General features: G+C 42.6%; 21 protein-coding genes and 1 riboswitch. Of the genes, 18 read left to right on the top strand and 3 right to left on the bottom strand.

The window, feature by feature from the left end; all coding sequences use genetic code 11:
* The first annotated feature begins 47 nt into the window (after positions 1-47).
* A riboswitch (glycine riboswitch) is annotated at positions 48-136 on the top strand.
* Positions 137-225: 89 nt separating this feature from the next.
* The 3 genes from B7725_RS09150 to B7725_RS09140 all read left to right on the top strand — a co-directional run bounded on the left by B7725_RS09150 (position 226) and on the right by B7725_RS09140 (position 3,236).
* Positions 226-1,548, top strand: coding sequence for an alanine/glycine:cation symporter family protein (locus B7725_RS09150; protein WP_084875813.1), 1,323 nt, complete (start codon positions 226-228; stop codon positions 1,546-1,548).
* Between the two features lie 130 nt (positions 1,549-1,678).
* The gene (locus tag B7725_RS09145) at positions 1,679-2,227 is read left to right on the top strand and encodes a carboxymuconolactone decarboxylase family protein (RefSeq protein WP_025171447.1); all 549 of its coding nucleotides are present in this window, start codon (positions 1,679-1,681) and stop codon (positions 2,225-2,227) included.
* A 109-nt stretch (positions 2,228-2,336) separates the two neighbouring features.
* Positions 2,337-3,236, top strand: coding sequence for a TDT family transporter (locus tag B7725_RS09140; RefSeq protein ID WP_084875811.1), 900 nt, complete (start codon positions 2,337-2,339; stop codon positions 3,234-3,236).
* A 24-nt stretch (positions 3,237-3,260) separates the two neighbouring features.
* Here the strand turns inward: B7725_RS09140 and serS are convergent, their stop codons facing one another.
* The 3 genes from serS to B7725_RS09125 form a co-directional block, all read right to left on the bottom strand.
* Complete coding sequence (gene serS, locus B7725_RS09135) at positions 3,261-4,535, bottom strand: serine--tRNA ligase (RefSeq protein WP_084875809.1); 1,275 nt, start codon at positions 4,533-4,535, stop codon at positions 3,261-3,263.
* A 213-nt stretch (positions 4,536-4,748) separates the two neighbouring features.
* Entirely contained in the window at positions 4,749-5,120 is a 372-nt protein-coding gene (locus B7725_RS09130; protein ID WP_033583758.1) for a DUF956 family protein, read from the bottom strand.
* Positions 5,121-5,122: 2 nt separating this feature from the next.
* On the bottom strand, positions 5,123-6,487 hold the full coding sequence (locus B7725_RS09125) for an aspartate kinase (RefSeq protein WP_084875808.1): 1,365 nt from the start codon (positions 6,485-6,487) through the stop codon (positions 5,123-5,125).
* A gap of 282 nt (positions 6,488-6,769) precedes the next feature.
* Between B7725_RS09125 and B7725_RS09120 the strand changes: the two genes are divergently transcribed.
* The 15 genes from B7725_RS09120 to B7725_RS09050 all read left to right on the top strand — a co-directional run bounded on the left by B7725_RS09120 (position 6,770) and on the right by B7725_RS09050 (position 18,421).
* Entirely contained in the window at positions 6,770-7,555 is a 786-nt protein-coding gene (locus tag B7725_RS09120; RefSeq protein ID WP_084875806.1) for an enoyl-CoA hydratase, read from the top strand.
* A gap of 91 nt (positions 7,556-7,646) precedes the next feature.
* Entirely contained in the window at positions 7,647-8,081 is a 435-nt protein-coding gene (gene fabT, locus B7725_RS09115; RefSeq protein ID WP_000386335.1) for a fatty acid biosynthesis transcriptional regulator FabT, read from the top strand.
* Positions 8,081-9,055, top strand: coding sequence for a beta-ketoacyl-ACP synthase III (locus tag B7725_RS09110; protein WP_084875804.1), 975 nt, complete (start codon positions 8,081-8,083; stop codon positions 9,053-9,055). Before fabT ends, B7725_RS09110 begins: the two co-directional genes overlap by 1 nt.
* Before the next feature lie 56 nt (positions 9,056-9,111).
* Positions 9,112-9,336 carry an acyl carrier protein gene (locus B7725_RS09105; protein ID WP_000257840.1) on the top strand — a complete coding sequence of 75 codons (225 nt, stop codon included), beginning with the start codon at positions 9,112-9,114 and terminating at the stop codon, positions 9,334-9,336.
* A 117-nt stretch (positions 9,337-9,453) separates the two neighbouring features.
* On the top strand, positions 9,454-10,428 hold the full coding sequence (gene fabK, locus B7725_RS09100) for an enoyl-[acyl-carrier-protein] reductase FabK (RefSeq protein WP_000857447.1): 975 nt from the start codon (positions 9,454-9,456) through the stop codon (positions 10,426-10,428).
* Positions 10,421-11,341, top strand: coding sequence for an ACP S-malonyltransferase (fabD, locus tag B7725_RS09095; protein ID WP_084875803.1), 921 nt, complete (start codon positions 10,421-10,423; stop codon positions 11,339-11,341). The genes fabK and fabD overlap by 8 nt, the downstream gene beginning before the upstream one ends.
* 44 nt (positions 11,342-11,385) lie before the next feature.
* Complete coding sequence (fabG, locus tag B7725_RS09090; protein WP_057488698.1) at positions 11,386-12,117, top strand: 3-oxoacyl-[acyl-carrier-protein] reductase; 732 nt, start codon at positions 11,386-11,388, stop codon at positions 12,115-12,117.
* 28 nt (positions 12,118-12,145) lie between these two features.
* Positions 12,146-13,381, top strand: a complete 1,236-nt coding sequence (gene fabF, locus B7725_RS09085; RefSeq protein ID WP_000774046.1) for a beta-ketoacyl-ACP synthase II — start codon at positions 12,146-12,148, stop codon at positions 13,379-13,381.
* Between the two features lie 2 nt (positions 13,382-13,383).
* Positions 13,384-13,872, top strand: coding sequence for an acetyl-CoA carboxylase biotin carboxyl carrier protein (accB, locus tag B7725_RS09080; protein WP_033606031.1), 489 nt, complete (start codon positions 13,384-13,386; stop codon positions 13,870-13,872).
* A complete protein-coding gene (fabZ, locus tag B7725_RS09075) occupies positions 13,869-14,291 on the top strand; it encodes a 3-hydroxyacyl-ACP dehydratase FabZ (protein ID WP_000565515.1) in 423 nt (140 codons plus the stop codon). Before accB ends, fabZ begins: the two co-directional genes overlap by 4 nt.
* Before the next feature lie 11 nt (positions 14,292-14,302).
* Positions 14,303-15,670, top strand: coding sequence for an acetyl-CoA carboxylase biotin carboxylase subunit (accC, locus tag B7725_RS09070; protein ID WP_033606030.1), 1,368 nt, complete (start codon positions 14,303-14,305; stop codon positions 15,668-15,670).
* Positions 15,671-15,705: 35 nt separating this feature from the next.
* The gene (gene accD / locus B7725_RS09065) at positions 15,706-16,572 is read left to right on the top strand and encodes an acetyl-CoA carboxylase, carboxyltransferase subunit beta (protein WP_033606029.1); all 867 of its coding nucleotides are present in this window, start codon (positions 15,706-15,708) and stop codon (positions 16,570-16,572) included.
* Positions 16,569-17,336 (top strand): acetyl-CoA carboxylase carboxyl transferase subunit alpha, encoded by a 768-nt coding sequence (locus B7725_RS09060; protein WP_033606028.1) that lies wholly within the window; start codon positions 16,569-16,571, stop codon positions 17,334-17,336. Before accD ends, B7725_RS09060 begins: the two co-directional genes overlap by 4 nt.
* 159 nt (positions 17,337-17,495) lie before the next feature.
* The gene (gene briC, locus B7725_RS09895) at positions 17,496-17,681 is read left to right on the top strand and encodes a biofilm-regulating peptide BriC (RefSeq protein WP_142357363.1); all 186 of its coding nucleotides are present in this window, start codon (positions 17,496-17,498) and stop codon (positions 17,679-17,681) included.
* A gap of 17 nt (positions 17,682-17,698) precedes the next feature.
* Positions 17,699-18,421, top strand: coding sequence for a CPBP family intramembrane glutamic endopeptidase (locus tag B7725_RS09050; RefSeq protein WP_084875801.1), 723 nt, complete (start codon positions 17,699-17,701; stop codon positions 18,419-18,421).
* Positions 18,422-18,450: the final 29 nt, after the last annotated feature.

Genomic DNA, 18,450 nt, shown 5'->3' with positions numbered 1-18,450 from the left:
GAAGTTTAATAGAAGTGGAGAAAGGTTTGTTTTCCATGACTGTAAATGGACGGAACTCTGGAGAGACCGTAAAGGCACCGAAGGGGCAAGGCAGGTAACTGCTCAAACTCTCAGGTAAAAGGACAGAGCTAGGATAGACCGCTTTTTGGCATTTATCTAAGCATTCCAGAGTACATGTATCTTGCATGTGCTCTTTCTTTTGGGGTTGAAAGATAGGAGAAGGATATGTTAGAATTGCTAAAAGCGCTTGATGCTTTCGTTTGGGGGCCTCCCCTCTTGATCTTATTGGTCGGAACGGGTATCTATTTGACCATCCGACTAGGCCTTTTGCAGGTGGCTCGTCTCCCTAAGGCCTTTCAGCTGATCTTTACCAAGGACAAGGGGCACGGCGATGTGTCGAGCTTTGCTGCTCTCTGTACGGCTCTAGCAGCCACCGTTGGTACGGGAAATATCATCGGGGTCGCAACAGCCATTAAGGTTGGGGGACCAGGAGCCCTCTTTTGGATGTGGATGGCAGCCTTCTTTGGGATGGCGACCAAGTATGCCGAAGGCTTGCTAGCCATCAAATATCGCACAAAGGATGCAAATGGAGCTGTAGCTGGAGGACCCATGCATTACATCCTTTTGGGGATGGGAGAAAAGTGGCGTCCACTTGCTATCTTCTTTGCCCTAGCGGGTGTATTGGTAGCCCTTCTAGGGATTGGTACCTTTACCCAAGTCAATTCGATTACAGAATCCATTCAAAATACAGCCCAAGTTGATCCAGCTATCACGGCTCTGATTTTATCCATTTTTGTAGGGATTGCCGTCTTTGGTGGTCTCAAATCCATATCAAAAGTTTCGACAGCAGTGGTTCCTTTTATGGCTATTGTCTATATTCTGGGAACTCTTACAGTTATTCTCTTTAATATCGAGAAAATCCCAGCTACACTTGCTCTCATCTTTACTTCAGCCTTTAGTCCAGCGGCTGCGGTAGGTGGCTTTGCAGGTGCCAGCATTCGGATGGCTATTCAGAATGGTGTGGCGAGAGGAGTCTTTTCTAACGAATCTGGTCTTGGTTCTGCTCCCATTGCAGCGGCTGCGGCTAAGACAAATGAGCCTGTCGAGCAAGGCTTGATTTCCATGACAGGAACCTTTATTGATACCCTCATTATCTGTACGTTGACTGGTTTAACAATCTTGGTAACTGGGGTTTGGAGTGGTGATTTGAATGGAGTTGCCTTGACCCAGTCAGCCTTTTCAACAGTTTTTTCACACTTTGGACCTGCTCTTTTGACCCTCTTCCTTGTGCTCTTTGCCTTTACGACAATCCTCGGATGGAACTACTACGGAGAACGCTGTTTTGAGTTTCTCTTTGGTGTTCGTTTTATCTGGCTCTATCGTGTAGTCTTTGTAGTCATGGTCTTGTTGGGAGGATTTATCGAGTTGGATATGGTCTGGATTATTGCAGATATCGTCAATGCCCTGATGGCTTTGCCAAACTTGATTGCCCTCTTAGTCTTGTCGCCAGTCGTCATTGCTGAGACTAAGAGGTATTTTAAGAACTAATCCAATCACACTTTTAGTGTGATTTTTTCATTTCATAGACATTTCTTATCAAGGCGATTGAAAATATATATTATCCAAGGGGAAAATTCTATGATAGACTAAATAACAATAAAATGAAAAGAGGTTTCTTATGACAACATTTACCATCCACACAGTAGAATCAGCACCAGCAGAAGTAAAAGAAGTTCTTGAAACAGTACAAAAAGACAACAATGGCTATATTCCCAACCTAATCGGTCTCTTGGCCAATGCCCCAACCGCGCTTGAAGCCTACCGAACTGTCGGAGCCATCAACCGTCGCAATAGTCTGACACCAGTGGAACGCGAAGTAGTGCAAATCACAGCTGCCGTAACCAATGGTTGTGCTTTCTGCGTCGCAGGTCACACAGCCTTTTCAATCAAACAAATCCAGATGAATGATGATCTTCTCCAAGCCCTCCGCAACCGTACTCCAATCGAGACAGATCCTAAGCTAGATACTCTAGCCAAGTTTACCTTGGCAGTCATCAATACCAAAGGGCGTGTAGGGGATGAAGCGCTTAGTGAATTTTTAGAAGCTGGCTATACGCAACAAAATGCCTTGGATGTGGTTCTGGGTGTCAGCCTAGCCAGCCTTTGCAACTATGCCAACAACCTAGCCAATACGCCTATTAACCCAGAATTGCAACCGTATGCTTAATTCATATCTGAGAAAAAATGAAGTCTGAAATAATCGAACTTCATTTTTTAAGTCCTCATTTAAGCGCTTTTATGCTATACTAATAATAACATGATTATTGGAGGCTCGAATGAAAAAGCTCCCCTTGGTATTTTCTGGCTGTTTATTAGGTTTAGCAGGTGCAGGAAATCTGATTGCAGATACTTGGCCGGTTCTGTCACACTTATTTAGTTTGACAGGATTGGTCCTATGGATCTTTTTTCTCCTTTTTCATCTAGGAAATTGGTCTGAAACCAAGCGAGAATTAACCAAGCCCTCTCTTTTGTCAGGAATGGCCACCTTTCCCATGGCCGGGATGATTTTATCGACCTATGTCTTTCGCTTGTTCCCTGCTCTTCCTTTAGTAGCGCAAGGGCTCTGGTGGTTTTCATTTCTCTTGGATTTGGTCTTGATTGCTGGTTTCACCATCAAATTTGCTTGTTCGGGTCGGAGGACTCATGCGACTCCAAGCTGGACGGTTCTCTATGTGGGGATAGCAGTGGCTGCCTTGACCTATCCAGTCGTTGGTCTAATACAGATTGCCTACCTAACAGTGACTTTTGGTTTTCTCCTAACCTTCTATCTCTATCCGCTTATTTATAGCGATTTAAAGAAACATCCACTTCCACTAGCCTTGCTTGGACAAGAAGGGATCTACTGTGCTCCTTTCTCTCTACTCTTGGCTTCTCTGGTTCGAGTTGGAGGAGCCAGCTTACCGACTTGGCTCTTAATCGTCATGATTTTGGCTTCTCAATCCTTCTTTTTCTTTGTTTTAACTCGCCTGCCTAATATTCTAAAACAAGGCTTTCAACCAGCCTTCTCAGCCCTCACCTTTCCAACTATTATCACAGCTACCTCGCTCAAGATGGCTCAGGGAATTTTGAAACTTCCATTTCTGGATTATCTGGTGTTGGCTGAAACTGTTCTATGCCTAACTATTTTATTCTTTGTATTGGGTGCTTATCTGATTTGGTTACGAAAAAAGGTCTAGCTAGAAATAGCTAGGCCTTATTTTTTATGGTTTGATAACTTCAGCGCCACCCATATATGGACGAAGAACTTCAGGGATGGTCACAGAACCATCTGCGTTTTGGTAGTTTTCAAGAATGGCAGCTACTGTACGCCCAACTGCAAGTCCAGAACCGTTCAAGGTGTGAAGGAGTTTAACCTTGCCATCGGCTTCATCACGGTAACGGATTTGGGCACGACGGGCTTGGAAATCTTCTGTATTTGAACAGCTTGAGATTTCACGATAGGTATTTTGCGCTGGAATCCAAACTTCTAAGTCGTAAGTCTTAGCAGCTGAGAAGCCCATGTCTCCAGTAGAGAGTGCAACAACGCGGTACGGAAGATTGAGTTTTTGAAGGATGTTTTCAGCGTTGGCCGTCATTTTTTCTAATTCTTCATACGATTCCTCTGGTTTGGCAAATTTGACCATTTCAACCTTGTGGAATTGGTGCAGACGAATCAAACCACGAGTATCACGACCAGCAGAACCAGCCTCAGAACGGAATGATGGACTCATAGCAGTGAAGTAGATTGGTAGGTCCTTGCCGTCAAGGATTTCATCGCGATAGTAGTTTGTCAAAGGCACTTCGGCGGTAGGAATAAGGACATAATTAGTGTCTTTCAATTCAAAAGTATCTTCCTTGAATTTTGGATATTGACCAGTACCAAACATAGAATCATGGTTAACCATGTATGGTGTGATGACTTCAGTATAGCCCTCTTTTCCATGCTCATCCAACATAAAGTTGTAGATAGCGCGTTCCAAACGAGCACCAAGCCCTTTATAGAAGAGGAAGCGAGCACCAGTAACTTTTGCTCCACGTTCCCAGTCAAGGATACCAAGATCTTCACCAAGATCCCAGTGAGCTTTTGGTTCGAAGTCAAACTCACGTGGAGTACCCCAACGGCGGACTTCCACATTGTCATCTTCGTCAGCTCCGATAGGAACACTGTCAGCGGGGATGTTTGGAAGAGTAGTGGTGAATTCTGTTAATTTAGCATCGATGTCTGCCAATTCAGCATCCAAGGCTTTGACTTCAGCAGATAGAGTTTGCATCGCAGCAATCTTGTCATCGGCATTTTCCTTGTTGCGCTTGGCTTGGGCAATCTCAGCAGAAACCGTGTTGCGTTCTGCCTTGAGGTTTTCAACCTTGACCAAGATGTCACGACGTTTAGCATCGATTTCTTTCATCTCGTTTAAGACAGCAGGATCTACACCACGTGTAGCCAATTTTTCTGCGACAGCATCAAAGTCTGTACGAATACGTTTAATATCTAACATAAGAACTCCTTTATGAAAAAAACACACCTGACAAAGCGTTGGAGTGGCAGGGCCACGGTTCCATCCAACTTCACAGGTGTGCACTTGATTGTGTATGTAATTGTTACTAACGGTAGAATTTCACTTACCCCTCCTATCTGCTCGCAGCACCCGCAGACTTTCTGGAAGAAGAGGATAACCTACTTATCCGTTGCTATGATTATACTAAAGTTTCTACTTTTTTGCAAATAGATTTTTGAATTTTTGACCAATGGTCTGGAGTAAAGTAGGAAGTTTCACAACCTTGTCATTGCCAAGTCTTTCCCGAGCGATTTTGAGAATAGCTCCAGAGTCTTTGGAAGCAAAGAGGAATTTTCCTTGATCAGTGAAGACTTCAAAGTGGCGACTGATTTTGCGACCACTTACGTTGGCTCCAATTTGCTGAATACTTGACCAAGGAATTTGGATATATTGTTCGACATTGACATCAGGATAAAACTCTAAGGCTTGATCCCCAACTAGAAATTTTCCGACTTTTCCCGAGATGGAAAGATAGGATGTTCCAGTGGTTTGTAGGTCAATGACTTTATTGAGTGATTGGGCCATGATTAATCTTCCTTACTTTCATCGAAAAAGGCGTGGTAGAGAGCCTTGATAGCTGCCTTTTCTTGATCTTTATTGACAACAAACATGATGGAAACTTCACTTGAGCCTTGGGACATCATCTGGATGTTGATTTTGTTTTCAGATAGAGCGCGTGTTGCAGTAGCAGTTACCCCGATATGGCTCTTCATCTTTTCTCCGACAATCATAATGATTGAAAGGTCATGTTCGATTTCAGCATGGTCCACTTCGGCCTTTTGAACTAACTGACGCAGAATTTCTTCCTCCTTGATAGGAGTCAATTCACGGGAACGAAGGATGATTGAAAGATCATCGATACCTGTTGGCATATGTTCCCAACCAATGTTAAGATCTTCAAGGATTTGAAGAATCTTACGACCGAATCCAACCTCGCGGTTCATGAGGTATTTTGACATGTTGATGCTGACGAATCCAGAATCACCAGCGATCCCAACGACTGGGAATTTATCGCTACTGTGTTTTAGAACGATACGAGTTCCTGGATGATCAGGGTTGTTGGTATTCTTGATAACAAGAGGAATTTTTCCGCGGTAGGCAGGTAGAAGGGCCTCATCATGAAGGACAGAAAATCCGGCGTAAGCCAACTCACGCATTTCACGGTAGGTTAATTCAGGAATGGAGTGTGGTTGATGGATAATACCAGGGTGGGCAGCGAAGATACCGTCTACGTCCGTAAAGTTTTCATAGAGATCAGCCTTAACACCTGCTGCGATAATGGAACCAGTAATATCTGAACCCCCACGTGAGAAAGTACAGATTTGATTTTCCTTAGTCACACCAAAGAAACCAGGGATGACAAGGACTTCGTTGCTATCAGCCAAGCCTTCAATCTTGTCATAACTAGATGGAATGATACGTGCGTTTCCTGGTTCACTTGTGACAACGATTCCAGCTTCTCTTGGATGAACATAACGTGCATCAATGCCGTTTTGGTTAAAGTAGGCTGCAATGAGTTTGGCATTATTATTTTCTCCAGCTGCTAAGAAAGTATCGTAGAGAAATTCATTGTCCTCTATAGGAAGAGTTGCCAAGGCCCGAATACTTTTAGAGATTTTTTCTAAAACAGCAGGTTTTAGGCCTAGTTCACTAACCATAGCGGCATAACGGTCAATAATCCAGCTTTGACTAACATTGATATCATTTCCCGCCACATAGTCGCGATAGTATTTAATCAAGGCATCGGTTACCTTAGTATCTTCAGCATTGCGTTTTCCGGGTGCAGAAACGACTACAAAACGGCGTTCCTTATCACTTTTAACGATGTTTAAAACTTTTTCTAACTGGCCAGCAGAGGCAAGCGAACTTCCACCAAATTTTACAACCTTCATAAAGACTCCTCAAGTAAGTATTTTATACGATTATAGCAGAAAGAGGGGCATTTTTCAATGAAGAAAATAGCTCCCTATTACAATAGAAGTAAATGCTAACTTATTCTGAAAAGCGACAACAGTTTAAAAGTAAGAGAGTCAAATTTTACTCACACTCATAAATGATGGGTAAATAATCAGGTGAGACACTTTCCTTTAGTTTTTCCTTGCCTCTTTATCCAAAAAAAGGTATACTTTGAAAATAAAATAATTTCATTATCTTACAAAAGAAAAGGAGAAGCTATGAATCATATCTTATATCAGATCGTAGATGATCTGGCTATTATTACTTTGAATCGTCCCGAAGTGGCAAATGGTTTCCATATCCCAATGTGTGAGGAGATTTTAGAAGCTTTGACCCTAGCAGAGCAGGATCAAGCTGTTCAGTTCATCTTGATTAATGCGAATGGGAAGGTCTTTTCAGTTGGGGGAGATTTGGTTGAGATGAAGCGTGCAGTGGATGAGGATGACATTCCTTCTTTGAATAAGATTGCAGAATTAGTCAATACAATTTCTTTTAAAATCAAGCAAATTCCTAAGCCTGTTTTGATGGAGGTAGATGGAGCAGTTGCAGGTGCTGCGGCAAATATGGCAGTAGCAGTTGATTTTTGCTTGGCGACTGACAAGGCAAAATTCATCCAAGCCTTTGTTGGAGTTGGGTTGGCGCCGGACGCTGGTGGGATTCATCTCTTGAGTCGTAGTATCGGGGTAACACGAGCTGCACAACTTGCTATGACAGGTGAAGCCTTGACCGCAGAAAAAGCACTGGAATGGGGCGTAGTATACCGCGTTTGTGAAGCTGACAAATTAGAAAAAACAAGAGAACAAGTTCTGAAAAAATTAAGACGAGGTTCAGCAAACTCATACGCAGCGATTAAAAAGTTAGTTTGGCAAAGTCAATTTAAAGATTGGCAAGATTATGCCGAATTGGAATTGAAACTGCAGGAATCTTTATCTTTAACTGAAGATTTTAAAGAAGGGGTTCGAGCACATTCTGAAAGAAGAAGACCAAAATTTTCAGGAAAATAAAAAAACACTTGCACAAATCTTTGAAGTTTGTTATACTTTTTCTATCAAATGTTTTGATTGTGAAAGTTTTTTTGAGGAGGAGGGAAAAAGTTTGGACTACCAACAAGTAAATGATTATTTAACATCTATTTTCAATAACGTCCTTGTGATTGAGGAGGTTAGCTTACGAGGTAGTCGATTCAAAGACATCTCCATCAAAGAAATGCACACGATCGATGTGATTGGAAAGTTCCCTGAGGCGACGCCTAGTAAGGTTTCCAAAGAACTGATGGTGACCCTGGGAACAGTTACGACGAGCTTGAATAACCTAGAAAGAAAGGGTTACATTGAGCGTATTCGTTCTGATCAAGACCGTCGTGTGGTCTATCTGCATTTGACAAAGAAAGGTCGTTTGGTTCACCGCCTTCATAAACGGTTCCACAAGGCCATGGTCGAAAAAATCATCGATGGCATGAGCCCTGAGGAAAAAGAAGTCATGGGCAGAGGCTTAACGAACCTTTATCAATTTTTGGAGGATTTGAAATAATGGCTTTTGCAAAGATAAGCCAGGTTGCTCATTATGTTCCAGAGCAAGTGGTCACTAATCATGACTTAGCCCAAATCATGGATACAAGCGATGAGTGGATTTCAAGTCGGACAGGAATTAAACAGAGACATATCTCAAAAACTGAGTCTACAAGTGACTTGGCGACAGAAGTAGCTAAGAGCTTGTTGGCTAAAGGGAGCTTAACAGCGGATAAGATTGATTTTATCATTGTAGCGACGATTACTCCAGATTCGATGATGCCTTCTACGGCAGCTCGAGTTCAGGCGAATATCGGAGCGCATAGAGCTTTCGCCTTTGATTTGACAGCAGCTTGTAGTGGCTTTGTATTCGCTCTCTCAACTGCAGAAAAGTTTTTAAGTTCTGGACAGTTCAAAAAAGGGATTGTTATCGGGGCTGAAACCTTATCCAAGGCAGTTGATTGGTCAGATCGTTCGACAGCTGTTCTCTTTGGGGATGGTGCTGGTGGGGTTCTCTTGGAAGCGAGCGAAACACGTCACTTCCTTGTGGAAAGTCTCTATACGGATGGTTCTCGGAGTGAGTGTTTGACCTATGGTCAAACGGTTTTGGCTTCGCCTTTCTCAGATCAAGAAGCAGTTCCTGCTTTTCTGAGGATGGATGGACGAGCAGTTTTTGATTTTGCAAATCGTGATGTTGCTAGATCAATCAAAGAAACCATTGAAAATGGTCCAATAGCAGCATCGGAATTGGATTATCTCTTACTTCATCAGGCAAATATCCGCATTTTGGATAAGATGGCTAAGAAAATCGGTGTAGACCGAGACAAGCTTCCTGCCAATATGATGGAGTATGGAAATACCAGTGCAGCAAGTATCCCGATTTTGCTCTCAGAGTGTGTGGAGAATGGCATGATTCGTTTAGATGGTAGCCAGACGATTCTCCTATCAGGCTTCGGTGGAGGTTTGACATGGGGCACACTCATTCTTACAATCTAGGTAATCATGTGGTAAACACATAGTTATAAAATTTTATATTTTAAAGGAGTCCTATCATGGCAGTATTTGAAAAAGTACAAGAAATTATCGTTGAAGAACTTGGGAAAGACGCATCAGAAGTAACACTTGAATCTACTTTTGATGATTTGGATGCAGATTCATTGGACTTGTTCCAAGTAATCTCTGAAATTGAAGATGCTTTTGATATCCAAATCGAAGCAGAAGATAACTTGAAAACAGTTGGTGACTTGGTTGCTTACGTTGAAGAGCAAACAAAATAATTAGCATATTACTAGAAGGAGTAGGGGAGACCCGCTCCCTCTTGTTTAGGTAATAGTTTGAAATTCAAATGATAAACTTATCGAACTATTACGTAAGCAAGGAATGATGGAGGCACTATGAAAACACGTATTACAGAATTATTGAACATTGATTATCCTATTTTTCAAGGAGGAATGGCCTGGGTTGCTGATGGCGACTTGGCTGGTGCAGTATCAAAAGCTGGTGGTTTGGGAATCATCGGTGGTGGAAATGCCCCTAAAGAGGTCGTAAAGGCTAATATCGATAAAATCAAATCACTTACGGATAAACCTTTTGGTGTCAACATCATGCTCTTGTCACCTTTTGTAGAAGATATCGTTGATCTCGTGATTGAAGAAGGGGTTAAGGTGGTTACAACTGGTGCTGGAAATCCAAGTAAATACATGAACCGTTTCCATGATGCAGGAATTACAGTTATTCCTGTTGTTCCAAGTGTTGCTTTGGCAAAACGCATGGAAAAAATTGGTGCGGATGCCGTCATTGCAGAAGGGATGGAAGCTGGTGGACACATTGGTAAATTAACAACGATGACCTTGGTTCGCCAAGTTGCTGCAGCTGTTTCAATTCCAGTTATTGCTGCCGGTGGTATTGCAGATGGTGAGGGGGCAGCGGCTGGGTTTATGCTTGGCGCAGAAGCTGTTCAAGTAGGAACTCGTTTTGTAGTTGCCAAAGAGTCTAATGCTCATCCAAATTATAAAGCTAAAATTTTAAAAGCTCGTGATATTGATACAACGATTTCAGCACAACATTTTGGCCACGCAGTTCGTGCCATTAAAAACCAGTTGACTCGTGATTTTGAGCAGGCTGAAAAGGATGCCTTTAAACAAGAAAATCCAGATTTAGAAATCTTTGAGCAAATGGGTGCAGGAGCTTTAGCTAAAGCTGTTGTCCATGGTGATGTGGATGGCGGTTCAGTGATGGCCGGCCAGATTGCAGGTTTGATTTCTAAAGAAGAAACTGTTGAAGAAATCTTAAAAGATATCTACTACGGTGCAGCTGAAAAAATTCAAGAAGAAGCTGCTCGTTGGGCAGGAGTTACAAGAAATGACTAAAACAGCCTTTCTATTTGCGGGCCAAGGTGCTCAGTATCTAGGGATGGGACGTGATCTTTATGATCGCTACCCTATCGTCAAGGAAACAATTGACCAAGCTAGCCAAGTCTTAGGGTATGACCTTCGTGACTTGATTGACAAGGAAGAAGCCAAGTTAAATCAGACTCGTTACACGCAGCCAGCTATTCTAGCTACATCCGTTGCTATTTACCGACTATTGAAAGAAAAAGGCTACCAGCCAGATATGGTGGCAGGACTGTCTCTTGGGGAATATTCTGCTCTTGTAGCAAGTGGTGCTTTGGACTTTGAGGATGCAGTTGCCTTGGTTGCTAAACGTGGTGCTTATATGGAAGAGGCTGCACCTGCAGGTTCTGGAAAGATGGTTGCCGTCCTAAACACTCCAGTTGAAGTGATTGAGGAAGCTTGTGAAACAGCCTCTAAAGTTGGAGTAGTGACTCCAGCTAACTACAACACCCCAAGCCAAATCGTCATCGGTGGTGAGGCGGCTGCGGTTGACCGCGCAGTTGAACTCTTGCAGGAAGCAGGAGCAAAACGATTGATTCCTTTAAATGTATCTGGCCCTTTCCATACAGCACTTTTAGAGCCAGCCAGTCAGCAACTAGCTGGAGCTCTTGAGGAAGTGAGTTTTTCTGATTTTACTTGTCCTCTAGTCGGCAATACGGAAGCTGCTGTTATGGAAAAAGATCGAATCCAAGAGCTCTTGACGCGTCAGGTGAAAGAACCTGTTCGTTTTTATGAAAGTATTGCTGTGATGCAGGATGCTGGGGTAACCAACTTTATTGAAATTGGTCCTGGCAAGGTCCTATCAGGCTTTGTCAAAAAAATCGATAAAACTGCTCAGCTAGCTAACGTTGAAGATCAAACAAGCTTGGATGCTTTGCTAGGAAACTAGTGACCCCTTCTCCCAGAAAATACAACAGGAAATAGGAGAATAGAATGCAACTAAAAAATAAAAATATCTTTGTTACAGGTTCAAGTCGTGGTATCGGACTTGCCATTGCTCACAAATTTGCCAAACTAGGTGCGAATGTAGTCTTGAATAGTCGTGGAGCAATCTCAGAAGAATTGCTGGCTGAGTTTTCAAACTACGGCGTCAAAGTGGTACCAATCTCAGGTGATGTTTCAGACTTTGCAGATGCCAAGCGTATGGTAAATCAAGCAATTGCAGAACTCGGTTCTGTCGATGTCTTGGTCAACAATGCTGGGATCACTCAAGATACGCTTATGCTCAAGATGACCGAAGAGGACTTTGAAAAGGTGATTAAAATCAACTTGACAGGTGCCTTCAATATGACGCAAGCAGTCTTGAAACAGATGATAAAGGCACGTGAAGGTGCGATCATCAATATGTCCAGTGTGGTCGGTTTGATGGGAAATATTGGGCAGGCCAACTATGCAGCTTCTAAAGCAGGTTTGATTGGTTTTACCAAGTCAGTAGCACGTGAAGTTGCCAATCGCAATGTACGCGTAAATGCTCTTGCCCCAGGGATGATCGAATCGGATATGACTGCTGTTTTGTCTGATAAGGTCAAGGAAGCGACATTGGCACAAATCCCAATGAAACATTTTGGACAAGCAGAACATATCGCAGATGCTACAGTGTTCCTGGCTGGACAGGATTATTTGACAGGACAAGTTCTCGCTGTTGATGGCGGACTTAGCATGTAAAAAATAAGGAAAGATATAGGTAAGACAGATGAAACTAAATCGAGTTGTAGTAACAGGTTATGGATTGACCTCTCCTATCGGAAATACTCCAGAAGAATTTTGGAACAGTTTGCAAACTGGGAAGATTGGAATTGGAGAAATCACTAAGTTTGACCACAGCGAATTTGCTGTGCACAATGCGGCAGAAGTTCAAGATTTCCCCTTTGATAAATACTTTGTCAAAAAAGATACCAACCGTTTTGATAACTATTCTTTGTATGCCTTGTACGCAGCTCAAGAAGCGGTGACAAATGCAAATCTTGATGTAGAAGCAATTGATAAAGATCGTTTTGGTGTCATCGTTGCCTCAGGTATTGGGGGAATTAAAGAAATCGAAGACCAAGTTATCCGTCTTCATGAAAAAGGCCCAAAACGTGTTAAGCCATTGACACTTCCAAAAGCCTTGCCAAATATGGCTTCGGGAAATGTTGCCATGCGCTTTGGAGCAAACGGTGTTTGTAAATCAATCAATACAGCCTGTGCCTCATCAAATGATGCCATTGGGGATGCCTTCCGTTCAATCAAGTTTGGTTTCCAAGATGTCATGTTAGTAGGTGGATCAGAATCATCTATCACTCCTTTTGCCATCGCTGGTTTCCAAGCATTGACTGCTCTATCAACTACAGAAGATCCAACTCGTGCTTCTATTCCGTTTGACAAAGACCGTAATGGTTTTGTGATGGGAGAAGGTTCAGGGATGTTGGTTCTTGAAAGCCTTGAACATGCTGAAAAACGTGGTGCAACTATCTTGGCTGAAGTAGTTGGTTATGGAAATACCTGTGATGCTTACCATATGACTTCACCTCATCCAGAAGGTCAAGGTGCGATTAAGGCGATTAAACTGGCTTTGGAAGAAGCAGAAATTTCTCCAGAGCAAGTAGCTTACGTCAACGCCCACGGAACTTCAACTCCTGCTAATGAAAAAGGAGAAAGTGGTGCGATCGTAGCTGTTCTTGGTAAAGAAGTACCTGTATCTTCAACTAAGTCCTTCACAGGACACTTGCTTGGTGCTGCAGGAGCAGTGGAAGCCATCGCTACCATCGAAGCCATGCGTCATAACTATGTACCAATGACAGCTGGAACAAGTGAGTTGTCAGACTATATCGAAGCGAATGTCGTTTATGGACAAGGCTTGGAGCAAGAAATCCCTTATGCTATTTCAAACACTTTTGGTTTTGGTGGACACAATGCGGTTCTTGCTTTCAAACGTTGGGAGAATAAATAATTATGAATTTAAATGAGATCAAGGACTTGATGGCTCAATTTGACCAATCAAGTTTGAGAGAATTTTCTTATAAAAACGGAACGGACGAATTGCAGTTCAGTAAGAATGAAGCAAGAATAGCTTCTGAAGCACCAGCTCAAGTTGCTCCAGCGCCAGCTGCAGTGGCTCCTAGTCCAGTAGTTTCTGTCCCTTCAACTCCAGTAGAGAGTGCAGTGGAAGAAGCTCCAGCACTAGCTGAAACGACGGTTGCTCCAGAGGGTGATGTCGTTGAAAGTCCACTTGTAGGGGTGGCTTATTTGGCCGCTGGACCAGATAAACCTGCCTTTGTCACAGTTGGAGACAGTGTTAAAAAAGGTCAGACTTTGGTGATTATCGAAGCCATGAAAGTTATGAATGAAATTCCTGCACCTAAGGATGGTGTGGTGACAGAAATTCTCGTTTCAAATGAAGAAATGGTTGAGTTCGGTAAAGGATTGGTACGTATCAAATGATCGATATTCAAGGAATCAAAGAAGCTCTACCCCATCGCTACCCCATGCTCCTAGTGGATCGTGTCTTGGAAGTGAGCGAGGATACCATTGTTGCCATTAAAAATGTGACCATCAACGAACCTTTCTTCAATGGTCATTTTCCTCAATACCCAGTTATGCCAGGTGTTCTTATCATGGAAGCCTTGGCTCAGACTGCTGGTGTCTTGGAATTGTCCAAACCTGAAAATAAAGGGAAACTGGTCTTCTATGCTGGCATGGACAAGGTTAAGTTCAAGAAGCAAGTTGTACCAGGTGACCAATTAGTTATGACGGCTACTTTTGTCAAACGTCGTGGTACGATTGCTGTGGTTGAAGCAAAGGCTGAAGTAGATGGTAAGCTTGCAGCGAGTGGTACTCTTACCTTTGCAATTGGAAACTAAGGAGGTTCTCCATGTTTCGTAAAATTTTGATTGCCAACCGTGGTGAGATTGCGGTTCGCATTATTCGAGCTGCGCGTGAATTGGGCATTGTAACCGTAGCAGTTTATTCAACTGCTGATAAGGAAGCTCTTCACACACTCCTAGCGGATGAAGCTATCTGTATTGGACCTGGTAAGGCGACAGAATCTTATCTCAATATCAACGCTATTTTGTCTGCTGCAGTCTTGACAGAAGCAGAAGCCATCCACCCAGGTTTTGGTTTTCTTAGCGAAAACTCCAAGTTTGCCACGATGTGTGATGAAGTGGGGATTAAGTTCATCGGTCCTTCTGGGGCTGTAATGGATACCATGGGAGATAAGATCAATGCGCGTGAGCAAATGATCAAGGCTGGGGTTCCAGTTATCCCAGGATCTGATGGTGAAGTTCACACGGCTGAAGAGGCGCTTGCAGTTGCAGAAAAAATTGGCTATCCAGTCATGCTTAAGGCATCGGCAGGTGGTGGTGGAAAAGGGATTCGTAAGGTTGAAAAGGCAGAAGATTTGGTCGCAGCCTTTGAAACAGCATCCAGTGAAGCCAAGGCCAATTTTGGAAATGGCGCTATGTATATTGAGCGTGTGATCTATCCAGCTCGCCATATTGAGGTTCAGATCCTTGCGGACCAAGAGGGTCATGTTGTCCATCTTGGTGAACGGGATTGTTCACTCCAACGGAATAACCAAAAGGTCTTAGAAGAAAGCCCATCTATTGCGATTGGCAAAACCCTTCGTCATGAAATTGGTGCTGCGGCTGTTCGTGCAGCAGAGTCTGTAGGCTATGAAAATGCAGGGACGATTGAATTTCTTCTCGATGAAGCGAGTGGCAATTTCTACTTCATGGAAATGAATACTCGTGTGCAAGTTGAACACCCAGTCACAGAGTTTGTTTCAGGTGTTGATATCGTCAAGGAACAGATTCGCATTGCTGCCGGGCAACCTTTACCTTTCAAACAAGAAGATATCGTCCTACGAGGTCATGCTATCGAGTGCCGGATCAATGCGGAAAATCCAGCATTTAACTTTGCTCCAAGTCCAGGGAAAATTACCAATCTCTATCTACCAAGTGGTGGAGTTGGCTTGCGCGTGGACTCAGCAGTTTATCCAGGTTATACCATTCCCCCTTACTATGATAGTATGATTGCCAAAATCATTGTTCATGGGGAGAATCGTTTTGATGCCTTGATGAAAATGCAACGGGCGCTTTATGAACTTGATATTGAAGGAGTGCAAACCAATGCAGACTTCCAGTTGGATCTGATTTCAGACCGCCGAGTTATCGCTGGTGATTACGATACTTCCTTCTTGATGGAAACTTTCTTGCCAAAATACCAAGAAAAAGAATAGACTTTCAAACAGTATGAGAACTAAAAGGGGGAGTTATGGCTCTATTTAGTAAAAAGGATAAGTATATTCGGATCAATCCTAACCGTTCCGTAAGGCAGAAACCACAAGCCAAGCCTGAGGTTCCGGATGAACTCTTCTCCCAGTGTCCTGGTTGTAAACACACCATTTACCAAAAGGATCTTGGGAGCGAACGAATTTGTCCCCATTGTAGCTATACTTTCCGTATTTCAGCTCAGGAACGCTTGGATTTGACGATTGATTCTGACAGCTTTGTGGAGATGTTTACAGGTATTGAAACTCAAGATCCATTAAACTTTCCTGGCTACCAGAAAAAACTTGCAACAATGCGTGAAAAGACAGGTTTGGATGAAGCCGTACTAACTGGTACAGCTAGCATCAAGGGGCAAAAAGTTGCCCTTGGGATCATGGATTCAAACTTTATCATGGCTTCTATGGGAACCGTTGTGGGTGAAAAAATCACGCGCTTGTTTGAGTATGCAACGTTAGAAAACTTGCCAGTCGTTCTCTTCACAGCTTCTGGTGGAGCCCGTATGCAAGAAGGAATCATGAGTTTGATGCAGATGGCTAAGATTTCTGCGGCAGTTCAACGCCATTCCAAGGCAGGACTTTTTTACCTAACTATTTTAACCGATCCGACAACAGGTGGGGTGACTGCTTCTTTTGCTATGGAGGGTGATATTATCCTAGCGGAACCCCAAAGTTTGGTTGGGTTTGCTGGGCGTCGTGTTATCGAAAATACAGTTCGTGAGACCTTGCCGGATGACTTCCAAAAGGCAGAATTTTTGCTTGAACATGGATTTGTTGATGCAATTGTCAAACGGAGAGAATTGCCTGAAACAATTGCTAAATTAGTGAGATTGCATGGAGGAAGTCGCGGATGAATATTGCAAAAATAGTCAGAGAGGCACGCGAGCAGAGTCGCTTGACTGCACTTGATTTTGCCAATGGAATCTTTGAAGAGTTTATCGAATTGCATGGAGATCGGTCTTTTCGTGATGATGGTGCGGTTATCGGTGGAATTGGCTGGTTAGGTGACCAAGCAGTAACTGTCGTCGGTATCCAAAAGGGGAAGAGTCTTCATGACAACCTCAAACGAAATTTCGGGCAACCTCATCCAGAAGGATATCGCAAGGCCTTGCGCCTGATGAAACAAGCGGAGAAGTTTGATCGTCCAGTTGTGACCTTTATCAATACGGCAGGTGCTTACCCAGGTGTTGGAGCCGAGGAACGTGGACAAGGTGAAGCAATTGCTCGAAACCTGATGGAAATGAGCGACCTCAAGGTTCCAATCATTGCCATTATTATCGGTGAAGGAGGGTCTGGTGGGGCATTAGCATTAGCCGTGGCTGACCGTGTCTGGATGTTAGAAAACTCAATCTACGCAGTACTTAGCCCTGAAGGATTTGCCTCTATCCTTTGGAAGGATGGCAGTCGTGCTATGGAAGCAGCAGAATTGATGAAAATCACTTCACATGAACTCCTAGAAATGGGAATCGTAGACAAGATAATTCCAGAAGAGGATTTCTCAAGTAAAGAACTGCTAGCTTGTGTTAAAAATGAATTACGTGCAGAACTAGATAGGTTGCAAGAACTACCACTCGACCAACTTATTGAAGAACGTTACCAGCGCTTTAGAAAATATTAAGAATGACTAAATGAGACTAGAAAGGTCTCATTTTTTTCTAGAGACCATACATTTCAGGACGAAAAATTGACAGTTGAGGAGATAGACTATAAAATAGACAAAAAAGATCTATACTGTAGATATAAGCTGACAAAAATTAATTTTAAGGATGTACTTGCAATGACAGGTACAAAAACATTTACAGTTCTTTCGTCTAAAGACTTAGACCAAGTTTCAGGCGGTCTTGCTATTTGGGAAGATGGTTATGGTAGATGGTTATATTATAGAGAATTTGCTCCCTGTATGGAGCAAGGGGCACTTAATTCTTATAGGGATGCTTGGAAGTACGGCTTCCGAGCAGGATAATCTTTCAAAAAAGTACGATGAAAAACACAAAGAAACTAAGACAATTTGGAATACTTTTGCTTATTATTTTACTATCTACCTATTTACCACAAACAATTGGTTTGTATGTAGCGATAATTTTAGGGTTAGGCGCTGATGTCTACTCTCTTATTTTAACAATGGGATTAGTAGGAAGTTTCCTTCTATTAATTTGGTGGTTAAAAAAGCAAAAGCTGCTCTTTATCTTTGAGAAAAAGAGCTGGAACTGGTCAACTATCTTTTACTTGTTTGCATGTTATGTGGTTCATCAGATTCTCGGTAATTTTTGGGCACGCTTTGCTCATTTGATTAATCATAGGAATATTCATGATGTCTATTTTACCGTGGTTCTTTCAAATGGGCAACCAACTTTTCTATCTACAGTTCTTAGTTTTATCTTAACTGTCGTTATTGGTCCTATTTTGGAAGAGACGCTTGATCGTGGGTATTTTATGAACACCTTCTTTCCTAAGTCAAAGTACTATTTAGATGTCATCTTATCAGGCCTTATCTTTGGACTTAGTCATTTGATACTATCTCACCGAGACCCAATTAGTTTATTATATTATAGTCTGATTGGTCTCTTTTTCGCCCTTATTTATCGTTCTACCGACAATCTTAAATTAACAATTCTCTGTCATAGTTTTTTCAACTTTCTCAATCATGCAAAACCTATCTGGATTTTTATTTACAATTACATCTATTATCATTTTTTTAGATAGTGGAAGGCAAAGAAAAAAGTGTTTGACAG

Source organism: Streptococcus oralis subsp. tigurinus (assembly GCF_002096275.1).
GTDB classification, from domain to species: Bacteria; Bacillota; Bacilli; order Lactobacillales; family Streptococcaceae; genus Streptococcus; species Streptococcus oralis_CN.
This window is presented reverse-complemented; position numbering and strand designations above follow the sequence as displayed.

Excerpts from the sequence above, each read along its gene's own strand:
- B7725_RS09150 (WP_084875813.1), top strand. The coding sequence starts at position 226 with ATGTTAGAATTGCTAAAAGCGCTTGATGCTTTCGTTTGGGGGCCTCCC.
- B7725_RS09145 (WP_025171447.1), top strand. The coding sequence starts at position 1,679 with ATGACAACATTTACCATCCACACAGTAGAATCAGCACCAGCAGAAGTA.
- B7725_RS09140 (WP_084875811.1), top strand. The coding sequence starts at position 2,337 with ATGAAAAAGCTCCCCTTGGTATTTTCTGGCTGTTTATTAGGTTTAGCA.
- serS (WP_084875809.1), bottom strand. The coding sequence starts at position 4,535 with ATGTTAGATATTAAACGTATTCGTACAGACTTTGATGCTGTCGCAGAA.
- B7725_RS09130 (WP_033583758.1), bottom strand. The coding sequence starts at position 5,120 with ATGGCCCAATCACTCAATAAAGTCATTGACCTACAAACCACTGGAACA.
- B7725_RS09125 (WP_084875808.1), bottom strand. The coding sequence starts at position 6,487 with ATGAAGGTTGTAAAATTTGGTGGAAGTTCGCTTGCCTCTGCTGGCCAG.
- B7725_RS09120 (WP_084875806.1), top strand. The coding sequence starts at position 6,770 with ATGAATCATATCTTATATCAGATCGTAGATGATCTGGCTATTATTACT.
- B7725_RS09110 (WP_084875804.1), top strand. The coding sequence starts at position 8,081 with ATGGCTTTTGCAAAGATAAGCCAGGTTGCTCATTATGTTCCAGAGCAA.
- B7725_RS09105 (WP_000257840.1), top strand. The coding sequence starts at position 9,112 with ATGGCAGTATTTGAAAAAGTACAAGAAATTATCGTTGAAGAACTTGGG.
- fabK (WP_000857447.1), top strand. The coding sequence starts at position 9,454 with ATGAAAACACGTATTACAGAATTATTGAACATTGATTATCCTATTTTT.
- fabD (WP_084875803.1), top strand. The coding sequence starts at position 10,421 with ATGACTAAAACAGCCTTTCTATTTGCGGGCCAAGGTGCTCAGTATCTA.
- fabG (WP_057488698.1), top strand. The coding sequence starts at position 11,386 with ATGCAACTAAAAAATAAAAATATCTTTGTTACAGGTTCAAGTCGTGGT.
- fabF (WP_000774046.1), top strand. The coding sequence starts at position 12,146 with ATGAAACTAAATCGAGTTGTAGTAACAGGTTATGGATTGACCTCTCCT.
- accB (WP_033606031.1), top strand. The coding sequence starts at position 13,384 with ATGAATTTAAATGAGATCAAGGACTTGATGGCTCAATTTGACCAATCA.
- fabZ (WP_000565515.1), top strand. The coding sequence starts at position 13,869 with ATGATCGATATTCAAGGAATCAAAGAAGCTCTACCCCATCGCTACCCC.
- accC (WP_033606030.1), top strand. The coding sequence starts at position 14,303 with ATGTTTCGTAAAATTTTGATTGCCAACCGTGGTGAGATTGCGGTTCGC.
- accD (WP_033606029.1), top strand. The coding sequence starts at position 15,706 with ATGGCTCTATTTAGTAAAAAGGATAAGTATATTCGGATCAATCCTAAC.
- B7725_RS09060 (WP_033606028.1), top strand. The coding sequence starts at position 16,569 with ATGAATATTGCAAAAATAGTCAGAGAGGCACGCGAGCAGAGTCGCTTG.
- briC (WP_142357363.1), top strand. The coding sequence starts at position 17,496 with ATGACAGGTACAAAAACATTTACAGTTCTTTCGTCTAAAGACTTAGAC.
- B7725_RS09050 (WP_084875801.1), top strand. The coding sequence starts at position 17,699 with ATGAAAAACACAAAGAAACTAAGACAATTTGGAATACTTTTGCTTATT.